10 protein-coding genes, 2 tRNA genes, 2 rRNA genes and 2 pseudogenes (1 of these 16 cut by a window edge) are annotated in these 19,577 nt (G+C 31.3%); 10 read left to right on the top strand and 6 right to left on the bottom strand.

All coding sequences use genetic code 11. From position 1 onward, the window contains the following. Positions 1-290: 290 nt before the first annotated feature. From AC2GW8_RS07150 to AC2GW8_RS07130, 5 genes and pseudogenes are all read left to right on the top strand, one after another. The gene (locus tag AC2GW8_RS07150) at positions 291-1,883 is read left to right on the top strand and encodes a hypothetical protein (protein WP_440882071.1); all 1,593 of its coding nucleotides are present in this window, start codon (positions 291-293) and stop codon (positions 1,881-1,883) included. A gap of 1,315 nt (positions 1,884-3,198) precedes the next feature. Further along, positions 3,199-4,788 carry a hypothetical protein gene (locus AC2GW8_RS07145; protein WP_440882070.1) on the top strand — a complete coding sequence of 530 codons (1,590 nt, stop codon included), beginning with the start codon at positions 3,199-3,201 and terminating at the stop codon, positions 4,786-4,788. A gap of 145 nt (positions 4,789-4,933) precedes the next feature. Then, positions 4,934-5,227, top strand: a pseudogene (locus tag AC2GW8_RS07140) (OsmC family protein); the annotation flags it as partial. 495 nt (positions 5,228-5,722) lie between these two features. Continuing rightward, on the top strand, positions 5,723-7,306 hold the full coding sequence (locus AC2GW8_RS07135) for a hypothetical protein (RefSeq protein ID WP_440882069.1): 1,584 nt from the start codon (positions 5,723-5,725) through the stop codon (positions 7,304-7,306). Positions 7,307-8,768: 1,462 nt separating this feature from the next. Then, positions 8,769-10,352, top strand: coding sequence for a hypothetical protein (locus AC2GW8_RS07130; RefSeq protein WP_440882068.1), 1,584 nt, complete (start codon positions 8,769-8,771; stop codon positions 10,350-10,352). A gap of 97 nt (positions 10,353-10,449) precedes the next feature. Here the strand turns inward: AC2GW8_RS07130 and AC2GW8_RS07125 are convergent, their stop codons facing one another. Then, entirely contained in the window at positions 10,450-10,929 is a 480-nt protein-coding gene (locus AC2GW8_RS07125; RefSeq protein WP_440882067.1) for an Lrp/AsnC family transcriptional regulator, read from the bottom strand. 129 nt (positions 10,930-11,058) lie between these two features. Between AC2GW8_RS07125 and AC2GW8_RS07120 the strand changes: the two are divergent. Continuing rightward, positions 11,059-12,168 (top strand): annotated as a pseudogene (locus AC2GW8_RS07120) (histidine decarboxylase); the annotation flags it as partial. A 365-nt stretch (positions 12,169-12,533) separates the two neighbouring features. Here AC2GW8_RS07120 and AC2GW8_RS07115 read toward each other — a convergent pair. The 5 genes from AC2GW8_RS07115 to thrS form a co-directional block, all read right to left on the bottom strand. Then, a complete protein-coding gene (locus AC2GW8_RS07115; protein ID WP_440882066.1) occupies positions 12,534-13,118 on the bottom strand; it encodes a hypothetical protein in 585 nt (194 codons plus the stop codon). Positions 13,119-13,205: 87 nt separating this feature from the next. After that, positions 13,206-13,550: a 50S ribosomal protein L20 gene (gene rplT, locus AC2GW8_RS07110; protein ID WP_440882065.1), complete on the bottom strand. Its 345-nt coding sequence runs from the start codon at positions 13,548-13,550 to the stop codon at positions 13,206-13,208. Positions 13,551-13,654: 104 nt separating this feature from the next. Then, the gene (gene rpmI, locus AC2GW8_RS07105; RefSeq protein ID WP_093668551.1) at positions 13,655-13,852 is read right to left on the bottom strand and encodes a 50S ribosomal protein L35; all 198 of its coding nucleotides are present in this window, start codon (positions 13,850-13,852) and stop codon (positions 13,655-13,657) included. Between the two features lie 39 nt (positions 13,853-13,891). Then, complete coding sequence (infC, locus tag AC2GW8_RS07100; RefSeq protein WP_440882191.1) at positions 13,892-14,410, bottom strand: translation initiation factor IF-3; 519 nt, start codon at positions 14,408-14,410, stop codon at positions 13,892-13,894. 72 nt (positions 14,411-14,482) lie between these two features. Beyond that, complete coding sequence (gene thrS / locus AC2GW8_RS07095; RefSeq protein ID WP_440882064.1) at positions 14,483-16,426, bottom strand: threonine--tRNA ligase; 1,944 nt, start codon at positions 16,424-16,426, stop codon at positions 14,483-14,485. Positions 16,427-17,261: 835 nt separating this feature from the next. On the opposite strand from thrS, the gene AC2GW8_RS07090 reads away from it, so the two are divergent. The 4 genes from AC2GW8_RS07090 to AC2GW8_RS07075 form a co-directional block, all read left to right on the top strand. Continuing rightward, positions 17,262-18,783 (top strand): 16S ribosomal RNA (locus tag AC2GW8_RS07090). A gap of 91 nt (positions 18,784-18,874) precedes the next feature. Next, positions 18,875-18,948, top strand: a tRNA-Ile gene (locus AC2GW8_RS07085). Positions 18,949-19,054: 106 nt separating this feature from the next. Further along, positions 19,055-19,128 (top strand) — tRNA-Ala (locus AC2GW8_RS07080). A 228-nt stretch (positions 19,129-19,356) separates the two neighbouring features. Continuing rightward, positions 19,357-19,577: ribosomal RNA gene (locus tag AC2GW8_RS07075) — 23S ribosomal RNA — on the top strand (it continues 2,648 nt past the right edge of the window). Together the 16S and 23S rRNA genes with 2 tRNA genes alongside form the textbook arrangement of a ribosomal RNA operon.

Here is a 19,577-nt window from a genome sequence, read left to right as displayed (position 1 = left end):
TTACTACAATTGATATTTTCTATACAAATTTTTGCACATATAGACAGCATAAGATAGAAAGGAAAGTACTCTATTATTTTTTTCATAGCCTTTTAAATTCTTATAAATATAGGATAAAATCATAAGAGTTTTCCGTTAGCTTCTACCCATACTTTTTTAAGTCTATTTATTGAAAATTAATTCTTTTTAATTAAAAATTGCGAAATAAGCAATAAGTGTTCTAAAAAGAGCAGTTTGTTTAATTTCTTAACAACTCTTTCACTATAATTTTGCCAAAAAAATATAAAATAATGAATATTAAAAAAACAATTTCTTTACGCTTATTAGCATTAGCTATTGCAGGGACTACAGTATTAAGCTCGTGTGATAGTAACGAGCAAAATTTTTCTGAAGAACTAGAAGTTGCGAACTCTAGTCAATCTAGCAGTTTAGAGTCTTTATTGCCTCCAGGTACCTCTTCTAAAGTTCTTAATAGTAAATCAGATATTACGGGGTCAGGCCCAATTTATCTGATCCAAGGCAAAGGCGCTGAAACGGCTAGTTTAGTAGAGCTTTGTCAAGAACAAGGTGTTGATTATTTGGTTAAAGCTTCAAATAAAGTTGAAAAAGAAGCTTTGAAAAATAGTATGGTAGCATTTTTAGCAGATGTTAATAATTCATCAGATCTATATGTTTTGACATCTAAAGACTCAGAAGAAGGTTATCAAACTTTTATTTATCAAGAAGGAAAATCTAGTTTTTCTAATTCTGATGAATCATATTCTGTTACTTTAGGTGATATCACAGATCAATTACAACAGGACATGTCAAAACTTCAAATGAAGAAAAAACTTAGAACTTCTGATAAAACAAATAAAGACGAGAATAAAGGGGGGCTTTCTGATTATCAATTTCAAGTTACCTCTTATCTTCAGGACATTAATTTTAAGTATGCGGTTGTGTTTAAAGTAGCCAAAGGAAGGACAAGTGATACAGAGGAAGTTGGGTATGGAATTCATCTAGATTATTTCCCAATTGATGGTATTACCCACCCTGAAGCCAAATTTGGAAGTAAAACCTATAATTCACAATATAATTTCTTGTATCCAAGTAGAGGACATAAATATTTTCAAAAACTATCAAACCTTATAACTGGGCTAACTTTTAATACAAAATTAATAGGGGCAACAAATACTGCAGCAAAAGATTATTATCCGGACGCTAAGATAGGTACAACTGTAACGCTAACAAGATCTGAGCCTAACTATTCGTTTACAATCGGAGGAGGTTTGGATGCATCGGTTGGTGCAGATGGTCCTAGTTTAGGGGCAAATTTAAATGGATCTTATACTTATAGTAGCGGATCTCAATCAGCAGCGTGGACTCAATCAGATGTTAATAACAGAGTAATAAATGAAGAAAATAGAATAGGTACTAGAGAAGTAGGATTGCAATATATTCAAGCGCTAATAGCAGGAAAAGAATATTTGTACAAACACCCAAGACAGCCAGATTTAAAAAAGGTTGTAAGGATAGAAGATCCTTCAATTGAGACGCTTATACAAGGAGGGCTCAATAAAACACTTTCACCAGCTACTCCAATTACAGATGATAATTTCTACCATGTAACACCAACGACTATGCCTACCTTGTCAAGATCTCATACAAAACCGAAAGCAATGGTAAACTTTTTTATACCTGAAAACGGAGTTCCTGAAAATGGTGAAGTACAAGTTAGGCATTCAATTGTACTTGATATTTTAGATGTTTTTGCCTGGCAAACTCCTTATGAAGTTTTTAGAGCAGGTTCATCTAAAATAGTCGCAGGAGATTTTAATTCCCAATATGATTCAAAAACTGTTACTATAAATCTTAACAAACTCAAAAACAAGAAAGTTAACTAGGTTCGCACGTAGTTTTAGCAACAAAGTTTTTTAGATGCAAATACCCTTTTAAGGGTTCAAACAAAAAAAGTCGAGATAATTTAATATTTCGACTTTTTTATATTAAATAGTAAGTCATAGAGACCTTTAAGGTCGTCAAAGTTATAAATCTAAAAACACTAGGAAACTAAATAATGATAGCATAATATAAGAGTCTACTACTTTAAATTGATATTATGTATGTATTAAAAAGTCGAGGTAATGAATAATTACCTCGATTTTTTATATTTAAAAGTAAATTATAGAGATTTTTAAGATCGTTAAAGCTATTTTCTTACTCATTATTTTGATCATCTATCAATATTTGTTTTTTTATAATTTTACGCTTTTAAATTGTTGTATTATAGTTTTTTGTGTTCCTTTGTGAATCGAAGCAATTATAATACTTCATTATTACTACAATTGATATTTTCTTTTTTTTATCCACTAATTTTAACCCTGAAGACAAAATAAATTTATTACCAGTTTTTATGGATATAAAATTATTGCAGCAATTTTAAAAACTAATAAAAATTTTAGACAACATGATTTTTATAGCTTACTTGAAGAATATTTGGTTATACTAAAATTTAACAAAAGTAAGTTTTGGAAAATAATACTAAAAAATAAAGAAGGTCTCGTGTATAGATTAAAACAAAATATTCTAAGAGAAACTAGTTGTAGAATTACCTTAAAAAACGTCGCTTTGCCTCGACAATGTAAAGCAAAGAACAAAATATGGATGTTTTTATTTTTATAATTTTAACACCTTATTGTTGTGAATAATGTTTTTTAATTCGTTTTTTTTGTTATTAATAGGGTATTTGAAGTTTTTTTTTGTCTTTATGTTATTGTAAGGCAATGTGTTGGCTTCGGTGTTTGTTAATCAATTTAAGTTAAAAAGATAAATATAATTTAGGATGTTAGCTTTCCACTAGTGTAAAAAGAGTAGTCTATTACATTCCCTTTACAAGATATATCTAGAAAAAATATAAGTTTAAACTTTATAAGTTCGTTTTAACCCTTTTAAAAATCCTTATTATGAGTGAAAAAACTTTTTGGTTAGTTTAATTAAAACTAACAAATACCTCATTGTTATTAGATAAAATGATGTAGATCCTATTCATAGAAATAGAGCGGTTAGTAGCGTTCTAATTTTAAGAATCAAATGATTTTAATATTCATGATTAGTTCAAAGTAATAGACACTTTGAGTAGGGCTTTTTTTGTCTAAAATTAAAAGATAAGTCCTATAAAAACACCCCAAAATAAAAAAAAATAAAAAAAAATAAAATAATATGAACAATTTATTAAACACAAAGTTTTTCAAAATAGTCCAATTATCTGCTGTGGTAATGGTTTTATTTTCAGCATGTAATAGCGATACTCAAGACCTTTCGATAGAAAAAGAATTGACAACTGCGAATCAGTTTGACGGGTTAGAAAATTTATTGCCCCCGGGAAAATCATTTAAGGTACTTAATAAAGTTTCCGATATATCAAATAAAGATCAAATCTATTTGATTGATAGAAAAGGAGCTGAAACGTCTAGTTTAGTTGAACTTTGTAATGATAAACACCTAGAGTACCTAGTGAGGGTATCTAATAAAGTAGAAAAAGATGCGCTAAAAAGTACTATGGTAGCTTATGCGGGAAGTAATAATAATAATTCAAATTTATATGTTCTTTCTTATGAAGATCCAGTCCAAGGTCGAAAAAGTATATTTTATGAAGAAGGTGATGACAAGTCATTATCTTCAAATGGTATGGATAAGGAAGTGGCAACTATTTCATCTTTTACTGTAAATGAGATTAGTAATGAAATTAGTAAAGAATTATTAAAATTATCAGGAAAAAATGCTCTTAACGCTACCAGAAATAAAAGCAAAGTTTTTGATAAGTATCAACATGAAGCTAGTTATTTTGTATCTAATAACTCTTTGAAGTATAATGTTGTTGTTAAAATAGCTAAAGGAACAACAAATGATACAAATCAAATAGGTTATGGTATTCACGTGGAATATTTACCTCAGTCTGGCGTTGTGCACAAACGAGCAAGATTTGGAACTGTAAAGAGAAATCCAAATTATAGTATATGGTATCCAAGTTATGGTATGAAATATTATCAAGAGCTAACAGATTTAATTACGGCAGTTACTTTTGTTACAGAATTGACAGGTACAAGTAGAACTATTATAAAAGATTATTCTCCAGTAGCTAAAATTAGTGGAACCGTAAGAAGAACGCGTCAAAGTCCAAGTTATTCGTTTACAATTGGAGGAGGGTTGACTGGTACAGTTGATAAAAAAGGTCCCTCTCTGGGAGCAAATTTGAATGGATCTTATACTTATAATAGTGAAACTCTTTCAAGTACGATTACTTCAGAAGATGTTAAACATATAATCGAAGAAGGGAATGGAGGAAGAAAACTAGGTGTTCAATATCTACAAGACTATGTAGCAGGACAACCATACTATTCAGAGCATCCAAGGACTCCATTAGGAATTTATAATGTTAGAAATAATACAGCAGATGATGGTTATACTCTTATATTAGGAGGGTTAAATAAGACATTAGGTTCGTTGGCTTCATCAACACATGACCATTTCTTCCATGCGGATACTCAAAGTTTACCAGGTATGTCAAGGTCTAATACGAATCCAAACGCAATGGTGAATTATTTTATACCAGAGAATAGTATTCCTAGAAACGGCGAAGTTAAAGTAAAAGCCAAAATTTATTTAGATTATGCAGATATTAAAGTTGGTCAAACTCCATATGAGTACTGGAATGCTACTCATCCTAGAAATTCGATTGAAGGAGTACTAAAGGCTCGTTTAGGTCAAGCACCTGATTTTCGTTTAAATCTAAAAAAATTAGGAAACTAAATAATAATAGTATAATGTAAGGGTCTATTACTTTAAACTGATATCACGTATGTATTAAAAAGTCGAGGTAATTATTTATTGCCTCGATTTTTTATATTTAAAAGTAAATTATAGAGATTTTTAAGATCGTCAAAGCTATTTTCTTGCTGGGTTATCGTTTTGTATGACGATAATATTTATCGCAATAGCATCATCTAAAGGTATAAAAATAGATAATCTTACTCTTGATATTAAAACAGAACTTGATTTACGTGGTTTTCTTGGTATTGATGAAAAAATACCTGCTGGATTTGACTCAGCTGAATACCTATTTACTGTAAAAGGTGATGGAAGTTCTGAAGAATTAAAAGAGATCGCTGATCAAGTCATTAGACTTTTTCCTAATTATTATTCAATAACAAACAAGATTAAAATGACAGCTAAACTGGATATAATTTAAAAAATAGATTAATTGATTTTAATATGAAGTAGTTATACTTCAATATCAAGGGAAAACCTAAAAAGTTTTTCCTTCATTTCTTTATAATATTTTCCTTTTTCAAGAAAAAAACATTGATTCTTTTTAAAATTAAACCTGAATGACTTTTATAATTTATAAGCACATTACTTTAAGTTACCTTTTTACCATTCATAGCACTTAAATTACCATTTTAACAAGGTATTCACCTGTAAATTTGCACCAGTAATAATTAGAAAAAATAAAAAATAAAAAATCAATCCTCGCATTTGTATTCACGTTTTTATTGACAAATACATTCGCACAAACAACTTTAAAAGTAAACACAGGTAACAAGTAAAAAAGAGTACTCCTTGTTATGTTTTCTTTTGACGATACATGATTAGTTCAAAGTAGTAGACACTTTGGGTGGGACTTTTTTTGCCTAAAACTAAAGATTAGTCCTATAAAAAACACCTCAAAATAAAATAAAATAAAATGAATAATTTATTAAATACAAAATTTTTAAAAATAGTCCAATTATCTGCTGTGGTAATGGTTTTATTTTCAGCATGTAATAGCGATACTCAAGACCTTTCGATAGAAAAAGAATTGACAACTGCTCAGTTTGATGGGTTAGAAAAATTACTGCCCCCAGGAAAATCATTTAAAATACTTAATAAAGCTTCCGATATATCAAATAAAGATCAGATCTATTTAATTGATAGAAAAGGAGCTGAAACGTCTAGTTTAGTTGAACTTTGTAATGATAAACACCTAGAGTACCTAGTGAGGGTATCTAATAAAGTAGAAAAAGATGCGCTAAAAAATACTATGGTAGCTTATGCGGGAAGCAATAAGAATAATTCAAATTTATATGTTCTTTCTTATGAAGATCCAGTCCAAGGTCGAAAAAGTATATTTTATGAAGAAGGTGATGACAAGCCATTATCTTCAAATGGTATAGACAAGGAAAGTGTAAGTATTTCATCTTTCACTGTAAATGAGATTAGTAATGAAATTAGTAAAGAATTATTAAAATTATCAGGAAAAAATGCTCTTAATTCTACTAGAAATAAAAGCAAAGTTTTTGATAACTATCAACATGAAGCTAGTTATTTTATATCTACTACATCTTTGAAGTATAATGTTGTTGTAAAAATAGCTAAAGGAAAAACAAATGATACAAATAAGAATGGATATGGTATTCATGTGGAATATTTACCGCAGTCTGGTGTTGTACATAAACGAGCAAGAATTGGAAACAAAAAGAGAAATCCAGATTATAGTATATGGTACCCAAGTTATGGAATGAAATATTATCAAGAGCTAACAGATTTAATTACGGCAGTTACTTTTGTAACAGAATTGACAGGTCCAAGTAGAGCTATTATAAAGGATTATTCTCCAGTTGCTAAAATTAGTGGAACTGTAAGAAGAACACGTCAAAGTCCAAGTTATTCGTTTACAATTGGGGGAGGGTTGACTGGTACAGCTGCTACAACAGGTCCCTCTCTGGGAGCAAATTTGACTGGAGGTTACACTTATAATAGTGAAACTCTTTCAAGTACGATTACTTCAGAAGATGTTAAACATATAATCGAAGAAGGGAACGGTGGAAGGATATTAGGCGTTCAATACCTACAAGACTTTGTGGCAGACATACGCTATTTTGAAGAGCATCCAAGGAGTCCATTAGGATCGTATAACTTTAAAAACAATGTAGATGATGGTTATACTCTTATAAATGGAGGACTAAATAAGATATTAGGTGATTTGGCTACATCAACACATGACCATTTCTTTAATGTGGATACCCAAACTTTACCAGGTATGTCAAGGTCTAATACGAATCCAAACGCAATGGTAAATTACTTTATACCAGAGAATAGTATTCCTAATAATGGGGAAGTTAAAGTAAAAGCCAAGATTTATTTAGATTATTTAGATGTTAAAGTTGGTCAAACTCCAGATGAGTTACTTAATGTTGATCATGATCTGAATTCGCTTGAAGCAAAATTAACTTCTCATTTAGGTCAAGCACCTGATTTTCGTTTAAATCTAAAAAAATTAGGAAACTAAATAATAATAGCATAATATAAGAGTCTACTACTTTAAATTGATATTATGTATGTATTAAAAAGTTGAGGCAATTATTTATTGCCTCGATTTTTTTGTACTAATATTTTAAATAAATAATACGGTTGGGTATATTTTGAATTAATTCTTTTTTTTAATGGAATTCTTAAATATTTAACTTTAAGATCCTGTTGTTTATGAGTTTAAAAGGACGGTGTTGATCAGGTGTTTTTAATGGAGACTATTCTCTTAATTTTTCCTAAAACTTAAGACAATGTAAGAGGGTAAAATATAGCGTATATTATTTGTTTTTTTAATTATTTTTTTATCGGTTATTTCTAGTTTTTATATGGAGTTTTAACATTTTTTTAATATTTAAAGAGTGTACAAAATGCTCTTTTGTCTCCTTGTTTAGGTGTAGAGAAAAGTTAGCTAAATTTTATCTAAAAGGATAAAAAAAAAGTTCTAGATTTAAAAATGATCATTAGATTACAATACTTTTTTTAAAAATACTACATAGATAAAACCTAATATATGAAAAGCTTATTCGAAAAAAAATATAGTCTGTTAGAACAGAGCTAAACCTTATTTTCGAGTATAGGTTATAAGAGTATTTACCATAGAAATAGCTTTAAAAAACATTTTAAATTATGAGATTTCAGTACGTTTTTTAAAATCTTTAATTATCACAATTCTTTATTTCGATAAATTTATGTTTGATGCTATTAAGTAGCATGATGCCCTTAGATACCCTCTAGTTATTTAGAAAAAATAAAAACATAAGCTTTAATTTTTTTAGTGATTTAAAACAAATTAAAGTAAGAGGAATTGAACGTTTTTTTGAAAAGGTTTTCTCTTCCTTAATAAAGTGTTAGACCAAAATTATTTCTTTAGTTAAAGAAAAGCTTGTGATTTTTTACTTACGAATCTTAAATTATATAAATTAAAATCAACGTCAATAGATTTTTATAGATCGTCCACCACTTTATGAAACTTTAAATATACAGCTCATTGCGTATTGTAATGATAACGCTGTGCATTTTTATTAACCTTTAATTACATATTTATGTAATAAATAAATTGAAAAACATAAACATTATGCTTGCCCTAATTGCAATCTGTTATTAAGGTCTTTAAAGAGTTTAAATAAGTATGTTTAGTTAAGCTTTGGTCAGATTTGCATAAAAAAAGACCAATCTACAAATTACATGAATTAAGAGGAACTATAAACAGATAATTGTGTAATAATGAAAATTGAGGTGTTAATTACCTCTATCTTTTATCAATGATTGTCTTTAAATTATTTTTAATCAGGGTTTAAGAAAATAAAAGGAAAAGGGGGGGGCAAAGTGTAATTTTTTATTAATTTAAGTACATTTTTTATCAAAAAATGCACTTGAAAATGTAATTTGTATAATATTTCTAACCTTTTATTAAATATTTTTTTTAAAAAAACTAGTATAAAATGACAAACTTGACTTATAAAATTAATTTGAGACTGATAATATTGGCTTTTCTAACTATAATCTTATTTATTCATTGTAGTAATAAAGATGATCAGAATTTAAAATTAAAAAATAAACAAGATGCTACAATTGAGTTTATGCATTTAAAAAACTTACTTCCACCGGGTATGTCTTATAAGGTCCTTCGTAAGGAAGAGGATATACTTGATGAAAATAAAATTTATTTAATTGATCAGAAAAAAGAAGAAACATCATATCTTTTAGAGTTATGTAATCAAAAGGGGATCGCTTATCTTGTCAGAGCCTCTTGTAAAGAAGAAAAAGAAGCCTTAAGAAATAGTGTTGTTGCGTTTTCTGGGGACATTTTAGATAATGTAACCCTTTATATGCTATCCTATATAGATCCTAAAGCAGGCCGTAAAAGTATATTTTATAGAGAAGGTAATAAATGTGAAACTTTTTTAACTTCAAGTGAAAATCTTGATGAAAAGGCATTTTTTTCTATTTTTAACTTTAATGAAATTAAGAAAAAAATAAAAGAAGAGCTATTAAGTACAACCGCCATAAATAGTTTTTCTACAGATGTTAATAGAAAAAAAAATATTTTTACTAAATATCAAAATGAAGTTAACTATTTTATTGAACATGAGTCTTTAAAGTATGATGTTCGATTAAAGGTAGCTAAAGGTAAAACAGAAGACAACGGTGAAGAGGGGTATGGAATTCATATTGAATACGTACCAGAAAGCGGCGTTACTCATACACGGGCCAGTTTTGGTCGAAGATATAAAAATCCAAGGTATGATGTATTGCGTCCTAGTAGAGGAATGAAATACTATCAAGAATTAAAAAACTTAATAACCTCAGTAACTTTTGTAACAGAATTGCAAGGAAATAGTTTTGATAGAGCTATTATAAAAGATTACTCACCTATCGCTAAAATAGGGAACCAACCAGTAACAAGAACACGCAGTAACCCAAGTTATTCTTTTATAGTTGGGGGCTCTTTAACAGCTGGAGGAAATACTAATAATCCCAGTTTAGCTGGAGGTGCTGAGTTTAGTTATATCTACAATAGTGAAACTATTTCAACCTCTATTACACAGGAAGATGTTAATTTCTTAATAGATCAAACTCATAGAGGAAAAAAGATTGGTATTCAATATGTTCAGGATTTAGTTGGAGGCAGACCATACCTAGCAAAGCATCATAGAACTCCATTGGGAAATTATATTTGGGATAGTAATGACATCCTTATGGGAAGAATTAATAAAATACTACCTGCATTAAGCGTTTCAGCAGATAGACATCTTTTTTATGTTGATAGTCAGAGCTTACCAGCCTTCTCTAGATCGAATACGAATCCTAATGCGATGATTAATTATTTTATACCAAAAGGTTCTATAAAAAGTAGTAATGTATATGTAAAAGCAATTATTTATCTAGATTATGTAGATGTTAAGGCTGGGCAAACTCCAGATGAGGTACTTAACTTTGGAGCGAAGTCTTCTATAAATATATTTCCACATACTATAAAAGTATACGGAACTTTTTGTTTGAATTTAAAAAAATTAGGAACATGATAGTTGTTTTATAAGTTACCAGATACCTACCTGGAGAACAATAAATATGTAATCTAGGTGTTGATTTAACTTAATTTTTAAAATAAACCTTATGGTATTATTCAATACTGATAAGAGTGTTGTTTTTTATTTGTTTAATGACAAACGAACTCTGAATATTTGAAATAATTTCTAATTGCGACATTTCCTTTAAAACAAAATTCTGATACTCATTCATATCTTTTAAGATGATTTTTAAAAGAATATCAAAACTACCAGCGATATAGGACACTTCTGCTATTTTAGAAACAGAGTTTACGTAGTCTTCAAATTTTTTAAACGCGTTTTCTTCATGCTGGATTAAGGTAACTTGACAATAAACAATTAACTTTTTACCTAGCATCTCTGGTTTTATAATAGCAACATATTTATCAATCACTCCAGACGATTCAATCTTTTTTATTCTCTCATGAGTAGGAGTAATTGATAGGTTTATTTTTTGTGATATCTGTTTAATTGATTGTTTGCTATCTGTTTGTAGCTCTTCTATAATTTTCAAATCAATAGCATCTAATAGGTGAGCAGTATTTTTTTTCATAAAATATAAGTTTTAGATAATAATTAGTTTTTTTATTTTGTTTATTAGGTTTTATGTAGGAAATTTTACTAATATAATATTTTTTTTAGGAATTATATTCTTTATTTGTAATTTTGTTTAAAAAATAGTGATATGCAGACATTTAATAACGTTTATAGAAGAATAAAAAGAAAATCTGATAGTTTTCTAGGATATCCATTAGCGAAAGATTTTAGTTTTAGTGATTTTGCTCCATTTTTAGATTTATGTGTTAATAATGTTGGAGATCCTGAGTCTAATTCTACACTGGCTATAGATACTAAAGAAATTGAGAGAAATTGTATTTCTTTTTTTGCTGATATTTTAAATACTTCTATGAACGACGTATGGGGGTATGTTACTAATGGGGGGACAGAAGGAAACCTTTATGGACTTTATTTATCAAGAGAATGTTTCCCTGATGCTATAGTATACTATAGCGAGGCAACTCATTATAGTGTTAAGAAAAATCTTCATTTGTTGAATATGAGAAATGTAGTTGTTAGAAGTCAAGATAATGGTGAAATTGATTACGAAGATTTAGAACAAGTTATAACCATTCACAGGGATAAACCAGCTGTTTTCTTTTTAAATATTGGAACAACAATGACAGAGGCTGTTGATGATTTGGAGAAGATTAAAAAGATTATTAAAAAGTATGCTATAAAAAATTATTATATCCATTGTGATGCCGCCTTTTTAGGTACTATTGCTCCTTTTGTTGAGCCTAAATTAAAGTTTGATTTTGCAGAAGGTGTTGACAGTATTTCAATTTCAGGTCATAAGTTTATTGGAGGCCCCATACCCTGTGGTATTGTAATGTGTAAAAGAGCACATAGAAATAGAGTAGCAAATTCAATATCGTATGTAGGGACGTTGGATACAACTATTACTGGATCAAGAAATGGAATAACACCATTATTTCTTTGGTCAGTTATTGATAAAATAGGAAAAAATGGCTTAAAAGCTAGAGTAAAAAAGGCTCAAGATTTAGCAAGATATACCGAAAAAGAATTGTGTAGATTAGGGATGAATGCTTGGAGGAATAATGAAGCACTTACCGTTGTGTTCGATAAACCATCTGATGATTTATGTAAAAAATATCAAATAGCATCAGAGGGAAGTATAGCTCATATTATTTGTATTCCTGGATTGAACAAGGACTTAATTGATGAATTTATAGAAGCTTTAGTAAGTGAGCGAGAGACAATTGCTAGTTAAATAAAGTAAGCGTTGTAGAAAAATAGATGGTTATTAAAAATATACCTTTAACGAGTAATTCATTTATAGAGACATTTGATTTTTAATTTCTAGAGTAGTATACTATTTAACCAAAAAATTGGTTAGGATTAGAAATAATTATAAATATGTAAAAGTATTGTAATTTTCATTACTTAGAATTTTATTATTATTACTACAAAGGATAGAATGTGAAATTGATCAATTTATTATTTTACATTTTGGATTAGTAGTTGATAAATAAAAGGGAGAAATAAGATCTTTATTATGTACTTAGAAAAAGTATTTGTTCAGATAATATGGTACAATAAGTCTTTGATATAATTCAAAGACTTATTCTGAATTTTTTAAACACCTCTTTGTTTGTTTATTTCGTCTTGAAGTTTTCTTCTTAATTGTTGCTCTTTTTCAATAGATTTTTTCTTATGGAGCTCAAATTCTTGCTCTATTTCATCAAATGTGATTTGAGTTCTCTTTGTTGTACTATTACTGTCTTTGTATTTATAAATGAAAAACATAAGAGATGCAATCAAAATAGAAATAATACTCCAAACTATGATGTTATAGTTTATTTTATTTAAATCAATCCCTAGAAAAGAAATTTTATTTTCTTGAGCAATAGAGGTATCTAATTTTTCTTTTAAGTTTTTAATTTCATTATTTAACTTTGTGGATTCATCATTAAGTTTGGTGACGTCTTTTTTTTCATTGTCAATAGTATTCTCAAGTTTTTTAAGTGAAATTAGTACATATTGTTTAAGTTCTGAGTAAGCAATTTTATCTATAACTTTATATTTCTGGTAAGAACTAGATTTCTTATATAGTTCATCGAATTTCATTTCTATAGAACTACTCTCCATTTCGTTTTTCTTGTCTTGAGCAAAAACAATGTTAGTAATTAGTACTAATGATAAGATTTTTAAGAATTTCATGAAATATTATTTAAGTATAACAATAGTCTTTAGTAAAAAACCCAAACGTTATAGTTTGGGTTTTTATTATAAGCAAGTTTATGAAACTTATTTTATTTTATCTACAATGGCCTTAAAAGCTTCTGGGTTGTTTACAGCTAAATCGGCTAAAACTTTACGGTTTAACTCAATTTCATTTGCTTTAACTTTCCCCATAAACTGAGAATAGGATAATCCATACTGACGAGCTGCAGCATTAATACGCTGAATCCATAATGAACGGAAATTCCTCTTATTGTTTTTACGGTCTCTGTAAGCGTATAATAACCCTTTTTCAACCGCATTTTTTGCTACTGTGTACACGTTTTTTCTACGTCCAAAGTAACCTTTTGCTTGCTTCAAAATTTTCTTTCTTCTATTTCTTGAAGCTACTGAATTTACTGATCTTGGCATAATTCAAATTGTTTTTTTGTAGTAGGCGATCACATTATTTCTGCTGTAATACTTTATGAGCCTGACTCCATGGTTTATAATTAATTTACTACCTTAACTAACAATTATTTTAATACTAATTGTTGCTTAATACTGGCCTCATCAGACTTGTGAACTAATGTGGCATGTGTTAATGCAAGCTTACGTTTTTTAGACTTCTTTGTTAAAATATGACTTTTAAACGCGTGCTTTCTTTTGATTTTTCCAGAGCCAGTTAGTTTAAAACGTTTTTTGGCACTAGATTTTGTTTTGATTTTAGGCATTTTTGCTTATCGTTTTATCTTGCTTATATTTTAAATTTCTTATTTAACTTTCTTAGGGGCGATGAACATAGTCATACGTTTTCCTTCTAATTTTGGCATTTGTTCTACCTTTCCATAATCTTCTAACTCTTGGGCTAACTTTAATAATAAAATTTGTCCTTGTTCTTTGAAAACAATAGAGCGTCCTTTAAAAAAGACAAAAGCTTTTAGTTTAGCCCCGTCTTTTAAAAATTTTATAGCATGCTTCTTCTTAAATTCATAATCATGCTCATCTGTTTGCGGACCAAAACGAATTTCTTTTACAACTACTTTTGTAGCTTTAGCCTTAAGAGCTTTTTCTCTCTTTTTTTGCTCATATAAGAACTTTTTGTAATCAATAATCTTGCAAACAGGAGGAACTGCTTTTGGTGAGATTTCAACTAAATCCAAACCTAATTCTCTGGCAGTTTCTTTTGCTTTGAACAAAGAATATACACCAGTTTCGACATTATCGCCTACAAGACGTACCTCATCAACATATTTAATTTTTTCGTTAATTCTATGTTGATCTTCTTTAATTACTCTGGTGTTTCTGACACCTCTTCTTCTTTTGATTGCTATGGCTTATATATTTAAAATTATTAACTTTACTTATTTAAAAGGAACTAATGTTTTGTTCACCTCTTCTGATATCAAAGATACGAATTCTTCAATAGATAGAGTTCCAACATCTCCTTCACCGTGTTTTCTTACAGAAACAGTGTTGTCGTCCTGCTCTTTTTCGCCCACAATTACCATAAAAGGTATTTTGTTAACTTCTGCATCTCTGATCTTACGACCTGTTTTTTCATTTCGATCATCGATTTGGGCGCGAATTTCGGAATTTTCTAACAAATGTAAAACTTTTTCTGCATATTTTTGGTATTTCTCACTGATTGGCAATATGATAACTTGTTCAGGTGTTAACCACAACGGAAATTTTCCCCCGGTATGTTCAAGTAATACAGCAATAAACCGTTCCATAGATCCAAAAGGAGCTCTATGTATCATAACAGGTCGGTGTAGTTGATTGTCCGAGCCTTTGTAGGTCAATTCAAACCTTTTAGGTAAGTTATAATCAACTTGTATGGTACCTAATTGCCAACTTCTTCCTAAAGCATCTTTCACCATAAAATCTAGTTTAGGACCATAAAATGCTGCCTCCCCTTCTTCAATAATAAAGTCCAATCCTTTATCTTTTGCTGCATTTATAATTGCATTTTCAGCAATTTCCCAAGTTTCCTTATCACCAATATATTTGTTGAGGTTTTCCATATCTCTAACAGAAACTTGAGCAGTGAAATCTTTGAATCCTAGAGAACCAAATACATAAAGGACGAGGTCAATCACGTTTTTAAATTCTGAATCAAGTTGTTCTGGCGTACAAAAAATATGGGCATCATCTTGAGTAAAACCTCTCACTCTTGTCAATCCATGTAACTCGCCACTTTGTTCATATCTGTAAACAGTTCCAAATTCTGCATAACGAATAGGTAGGTCTTTATAAGAATATGGCTTATGAGCATAAATTTCACAATGATGAGGGCAATTCATAGGTTTTAAAAGAAACTCTTCATCCATTTTAGGTGTAGTTATTGGTTGAAAGCTATCTTCACCATATTTTGCATAATGACCAGAGGTTACATACAAATCTTTTTGACCAATATGGGGGGTCATCACCATTTCGTAACCTGCTTTCTTTTGAGCTTTCTTAAGGAAGTCTTCTAATCTGCTTCTTAATGCAGCACCCTTTGGTAACCATAGAGGAAGTCCTTGACCAACTTTTTGCGAAAAGGTGAAAAGTTCTAATTCTTTTCCTAGCTTTCTGTGATCACGTTTCTTTGCTTCCTCTAATAATTCTAAATATTCCTTAAGCTGCTTCTGTTTAGGAAAAGAGATGCCATAAATACGTGTTAGTTGATTATTCTTTTCATTCCCTCTCCAATAAGCTCCTGCTACGTTCATTATTTTAATAGCCTTTATTAAACCTGTATTTGGGATATGGCCTCCTCTACATAAATCTGTAAAATTACTGTGATCACAGAAAGTAATGTCTCCATCTTGAAGACCTTCAATAAGCTCTACCTTGTACTCATTGTTTTTACTTTCATAATAGGCTATGGCATCAGTTTTAGAAACTTCACGCATTTTAAATTCTGCTTTTTCTCTAGCTAACTCCAAGAATTTTTTCTCTATTTCTGGAAATTTTTTTTCAGAGATTATATCTTCTCCTAAATCAAGATCATAGTAAAAGCCATTATCGATAGCTGGCCCAATTGTCAGCTTTGCATTTGGATAAAATTCCAATATAGTCTGAGCTAGTACATGAGCAGAAGAATGCCAAAAGGCTTTTTTACCTTCTTTATCGTTAAATGTATATAAAACTAAAGACCCATCGGTTGTTAAAGGTGTGGTTGTTTCAATAGTTGATCCATTAAAACTAGCAGAGATAACATTTCTTGCAAGTCCTTCACTAATGCTTTTGGCTACGTCAATAGCAGTGCTGTCCACTTCAAACTCTTTAACGCTTCCGTCTGGTAATGTAATTTTAATCATTGTGTTTTATATAAAATTATAATTGATTTCCCTACAAGTGGAAATTTTCGAAGGGCAAAGATATTGCAAATGCATTTTGTGTACAATAATATAAGTATATAATTAATGCAACTCTAATGCAGGATATGTGATATGTGTTTTTTATGGAATGATACAGAAATAGAATAGGTCATGGGATAATTAAGCTTAAAGTACTTGTATAATAAATTGATGGGGGGGATAGAGGGGCGAAGTGATTTTTAAAAACCTGGTAGTTGAATTACGTATTATTTAAAATATAAGTAATTGGTGTTAAGCTGTTTTTTTGTTTGGTTTAAAAAAAGGTTAAAAAAAGTCTTGTTAGAATAAAAAATGGTTGTATGTTTGCAACCGCTAACGCGAAAAACGCATAGTAAAAGAGTTAGCAAGTTCATTGATTTAGCGTGTTGTTTTAGAGTTATAAAGGGGGGTAAGATAATTAGTAATTATTTACTTTTTTTTAGTTTGTTTGAGGTTTTAATTTGACTTCGGCTGTTCTGAAAAAAAATAAAAAAACTTTCAAAAATGTTTGTTATTTTTAAAAAAGTTTTTAGTTTTGCATCCGCTTACGGAGAGCGACACGATCACAGAAATTTTGGAATGATAATTAGTTTATCAGTTAGTTCGATTCTAGCATTTCTACAAGAGTTTAATTTGAGATATTGATTGAGATTATATTAATTATTTTGGGTTAACAAGTTCATTGAAAATATTGAAATTGACAGCGTAATTAGAGTAGAATTACCACGGTAAGCTTTAGGGTTTACCACTTGAAAATTCTTTTGAAGACTTGACATTAAATAATATTAAAGATTATACAATGAAGAGTTTGATCCTGGCTCAGGATGAACGCTAGCGGCAGGCTTAACACATGCAAGTCGAGGGGTAACAGGAGTAGCTTGCTACTTGCTGACGACCGGCGCACGGGTGCGTAACGCGTATAGAATCTGCCTTGTACAGGAGGATAGCCTTTAGAAATGAAGATTAATACTCCATAATATATATGATTGGCATCGGTTGTATATTAAAGATTTATTGGTACAAGATGACTATGCGTCCTATTAGCTAGATGGTGAGGTAACGGCTTACCATGGCAACGATAGGTAGGGGGTCTGAGAGGATTATCCCCCACACTGGTACTGAGACACGGACCAGACTCCTACGGGAGGCAGCAGTGAGGAATATTGGTCAATGGGCGCAAGCCTGAACCAGCCATGCCGCGTGCAGGAAGACTGCCCTATGGGTTGTAAACTGCTTTTATACGGGAAGAAACAGTCGTACGTGTACGACCTTGACGGTACCGTAAGAATAAGCACCGGCTAACTCCGTGCCAGCAGCCGCGGTAATACGGAGGGTGCAAGCGTTATCCGGAATCATTGGGTTTAAAGGGTCCGCAGGCGGTCAATTAAGTCAGAGGTGAAATCCTACAGCTTAACTGTAGAACTGCCTTTGATACTGGTTGACTTGAGTTATACGGAAGTAGATAGAATGTGTAGTGTAGCGGTGAAATGCATAGATATTACACAGAATACCGATTGCGAAGGCAGTCTACTACGTATATACTGACGCTCATGGACGAAAGCGTGGGGAGCGAACAGGATTAGATACCCTGGTAGTCCACGCCGTAAACGATGGACACTAGTTGTTGGATTTAGATTCAGTGACTAAGCGAAAGTGATAAGTGTCCCACCTGGGGAGTACGATCGCAAGATTGAAACTCAAAGGAATTGACGGGGGCCCGCACAAGCGGTGGAGCATGTGGTTTAATTCGATGATACGCGAGGAACCTTACCAGGGCTTAAATGTGGAATGACAGGGCTAGAGATAGCTTTTTCTTCGGACATTTCACAAGGTGCTGCATGGTTGTCGTCAGCTCGTGCCGTGAGGTGTCAGGTTAAGTCCTATAACGAGCGCAACCCCTATCGTTAGTTGCTAGCAGGTAAAGCTGAGGACTCTAGCGAGACTGCCGGTGCAAACCGTGAGGAAGGTGGGGATGACGTCAAATCATCACGGCCCTTACGTCCTGGGCCACACACGTGCTACAATGGTATGGACAATGAGCAGCCACTATGCGAATAGGAGCGAATCTATAAACCATATCACAGTTCGGATCGGAGTCTGCAACTCGACTCCGTGAAGCTGGAATCGCTAGTAATCGGATATCAGCCATGATCCGGTGAATACGTTCCCGGGCCTTGTACACACCGCCCGTCAAGCCATGGAAGCTGGGGGTGCCTGAAGTCGGTTACCGCAAGGAGCTGCCTAGGGTAAAACTAGTAACTAGGGCTAAGTCGTAACAAGGTAGCCGTACCGGAAGGTGCGGCTGGAACACCTCCTTTCTAGAGAAGATGGTGTTAAGTTACAGAAGGAAGTGTAATTTTACTCTGCTGTTAATTTTAAAATAAAAAAGACTAAGATCAGATCTTAAATAGTCTTGTAGCTCAGCTGGTTAGAGCGCTACACTGATAATGTAGAGGTCGGCAGTTCGAGCCTGCCCAAGACTACTTTTTTTTGTTTGGTATTTAGTTAAAGGAAATTCTAGAAGCGGGTTATGTTGAGAATGTTTAACGACTCATAACTCAATAGTTAAGCCTCATACTAGAAGTACATGGGGGATTAGCTCAGCTGGCTAGAGCGCTTGCCTTGCACGCAAGAGGTCATCGGTTCGACTCCGATATTCTCCACTAGATAATACCTATAGATAATTATTATCACAAGGTATTATACCAGGTTGGTAACTGAAATATTTATCAGTTCTGACTCGGCACAAGTTCATTGACATATTGGTAAAATGATATCGTAAAGAATCAAGATAGAGCGTTAGATTTAAGTATCTAACGATATATTTTTATAAAAATATAATTAAGAATTATAAAGAGCTCGTTTCCGATTAATATCGGAAGCAAAAAGTACAATAAGCTAAATAAGGGCGTATGGAGGATGCCTAGGCTTTCAGAGGCGAAGAAGGACGCGATAAGCTGCGATAAGTTACGGGGAGTGGCACATACATTATGATCCGTAAATTTCCGAATGGGGCAACCCGGTATATTGAAGATATATCACACCGCAAGGTGAGCAAACCCGGAGAACTGAAACATCTAAGTACCCGGAGGAGAAGAAAACAAAAGTGATT

It is taken from the genome of Tenacibaculum profundi, assembly GCF_057162725.1.
Note: the sequence above shows the minus strand (reverse complement) of the source record. Positions and strands in the feature narration are given on the sequence as shown.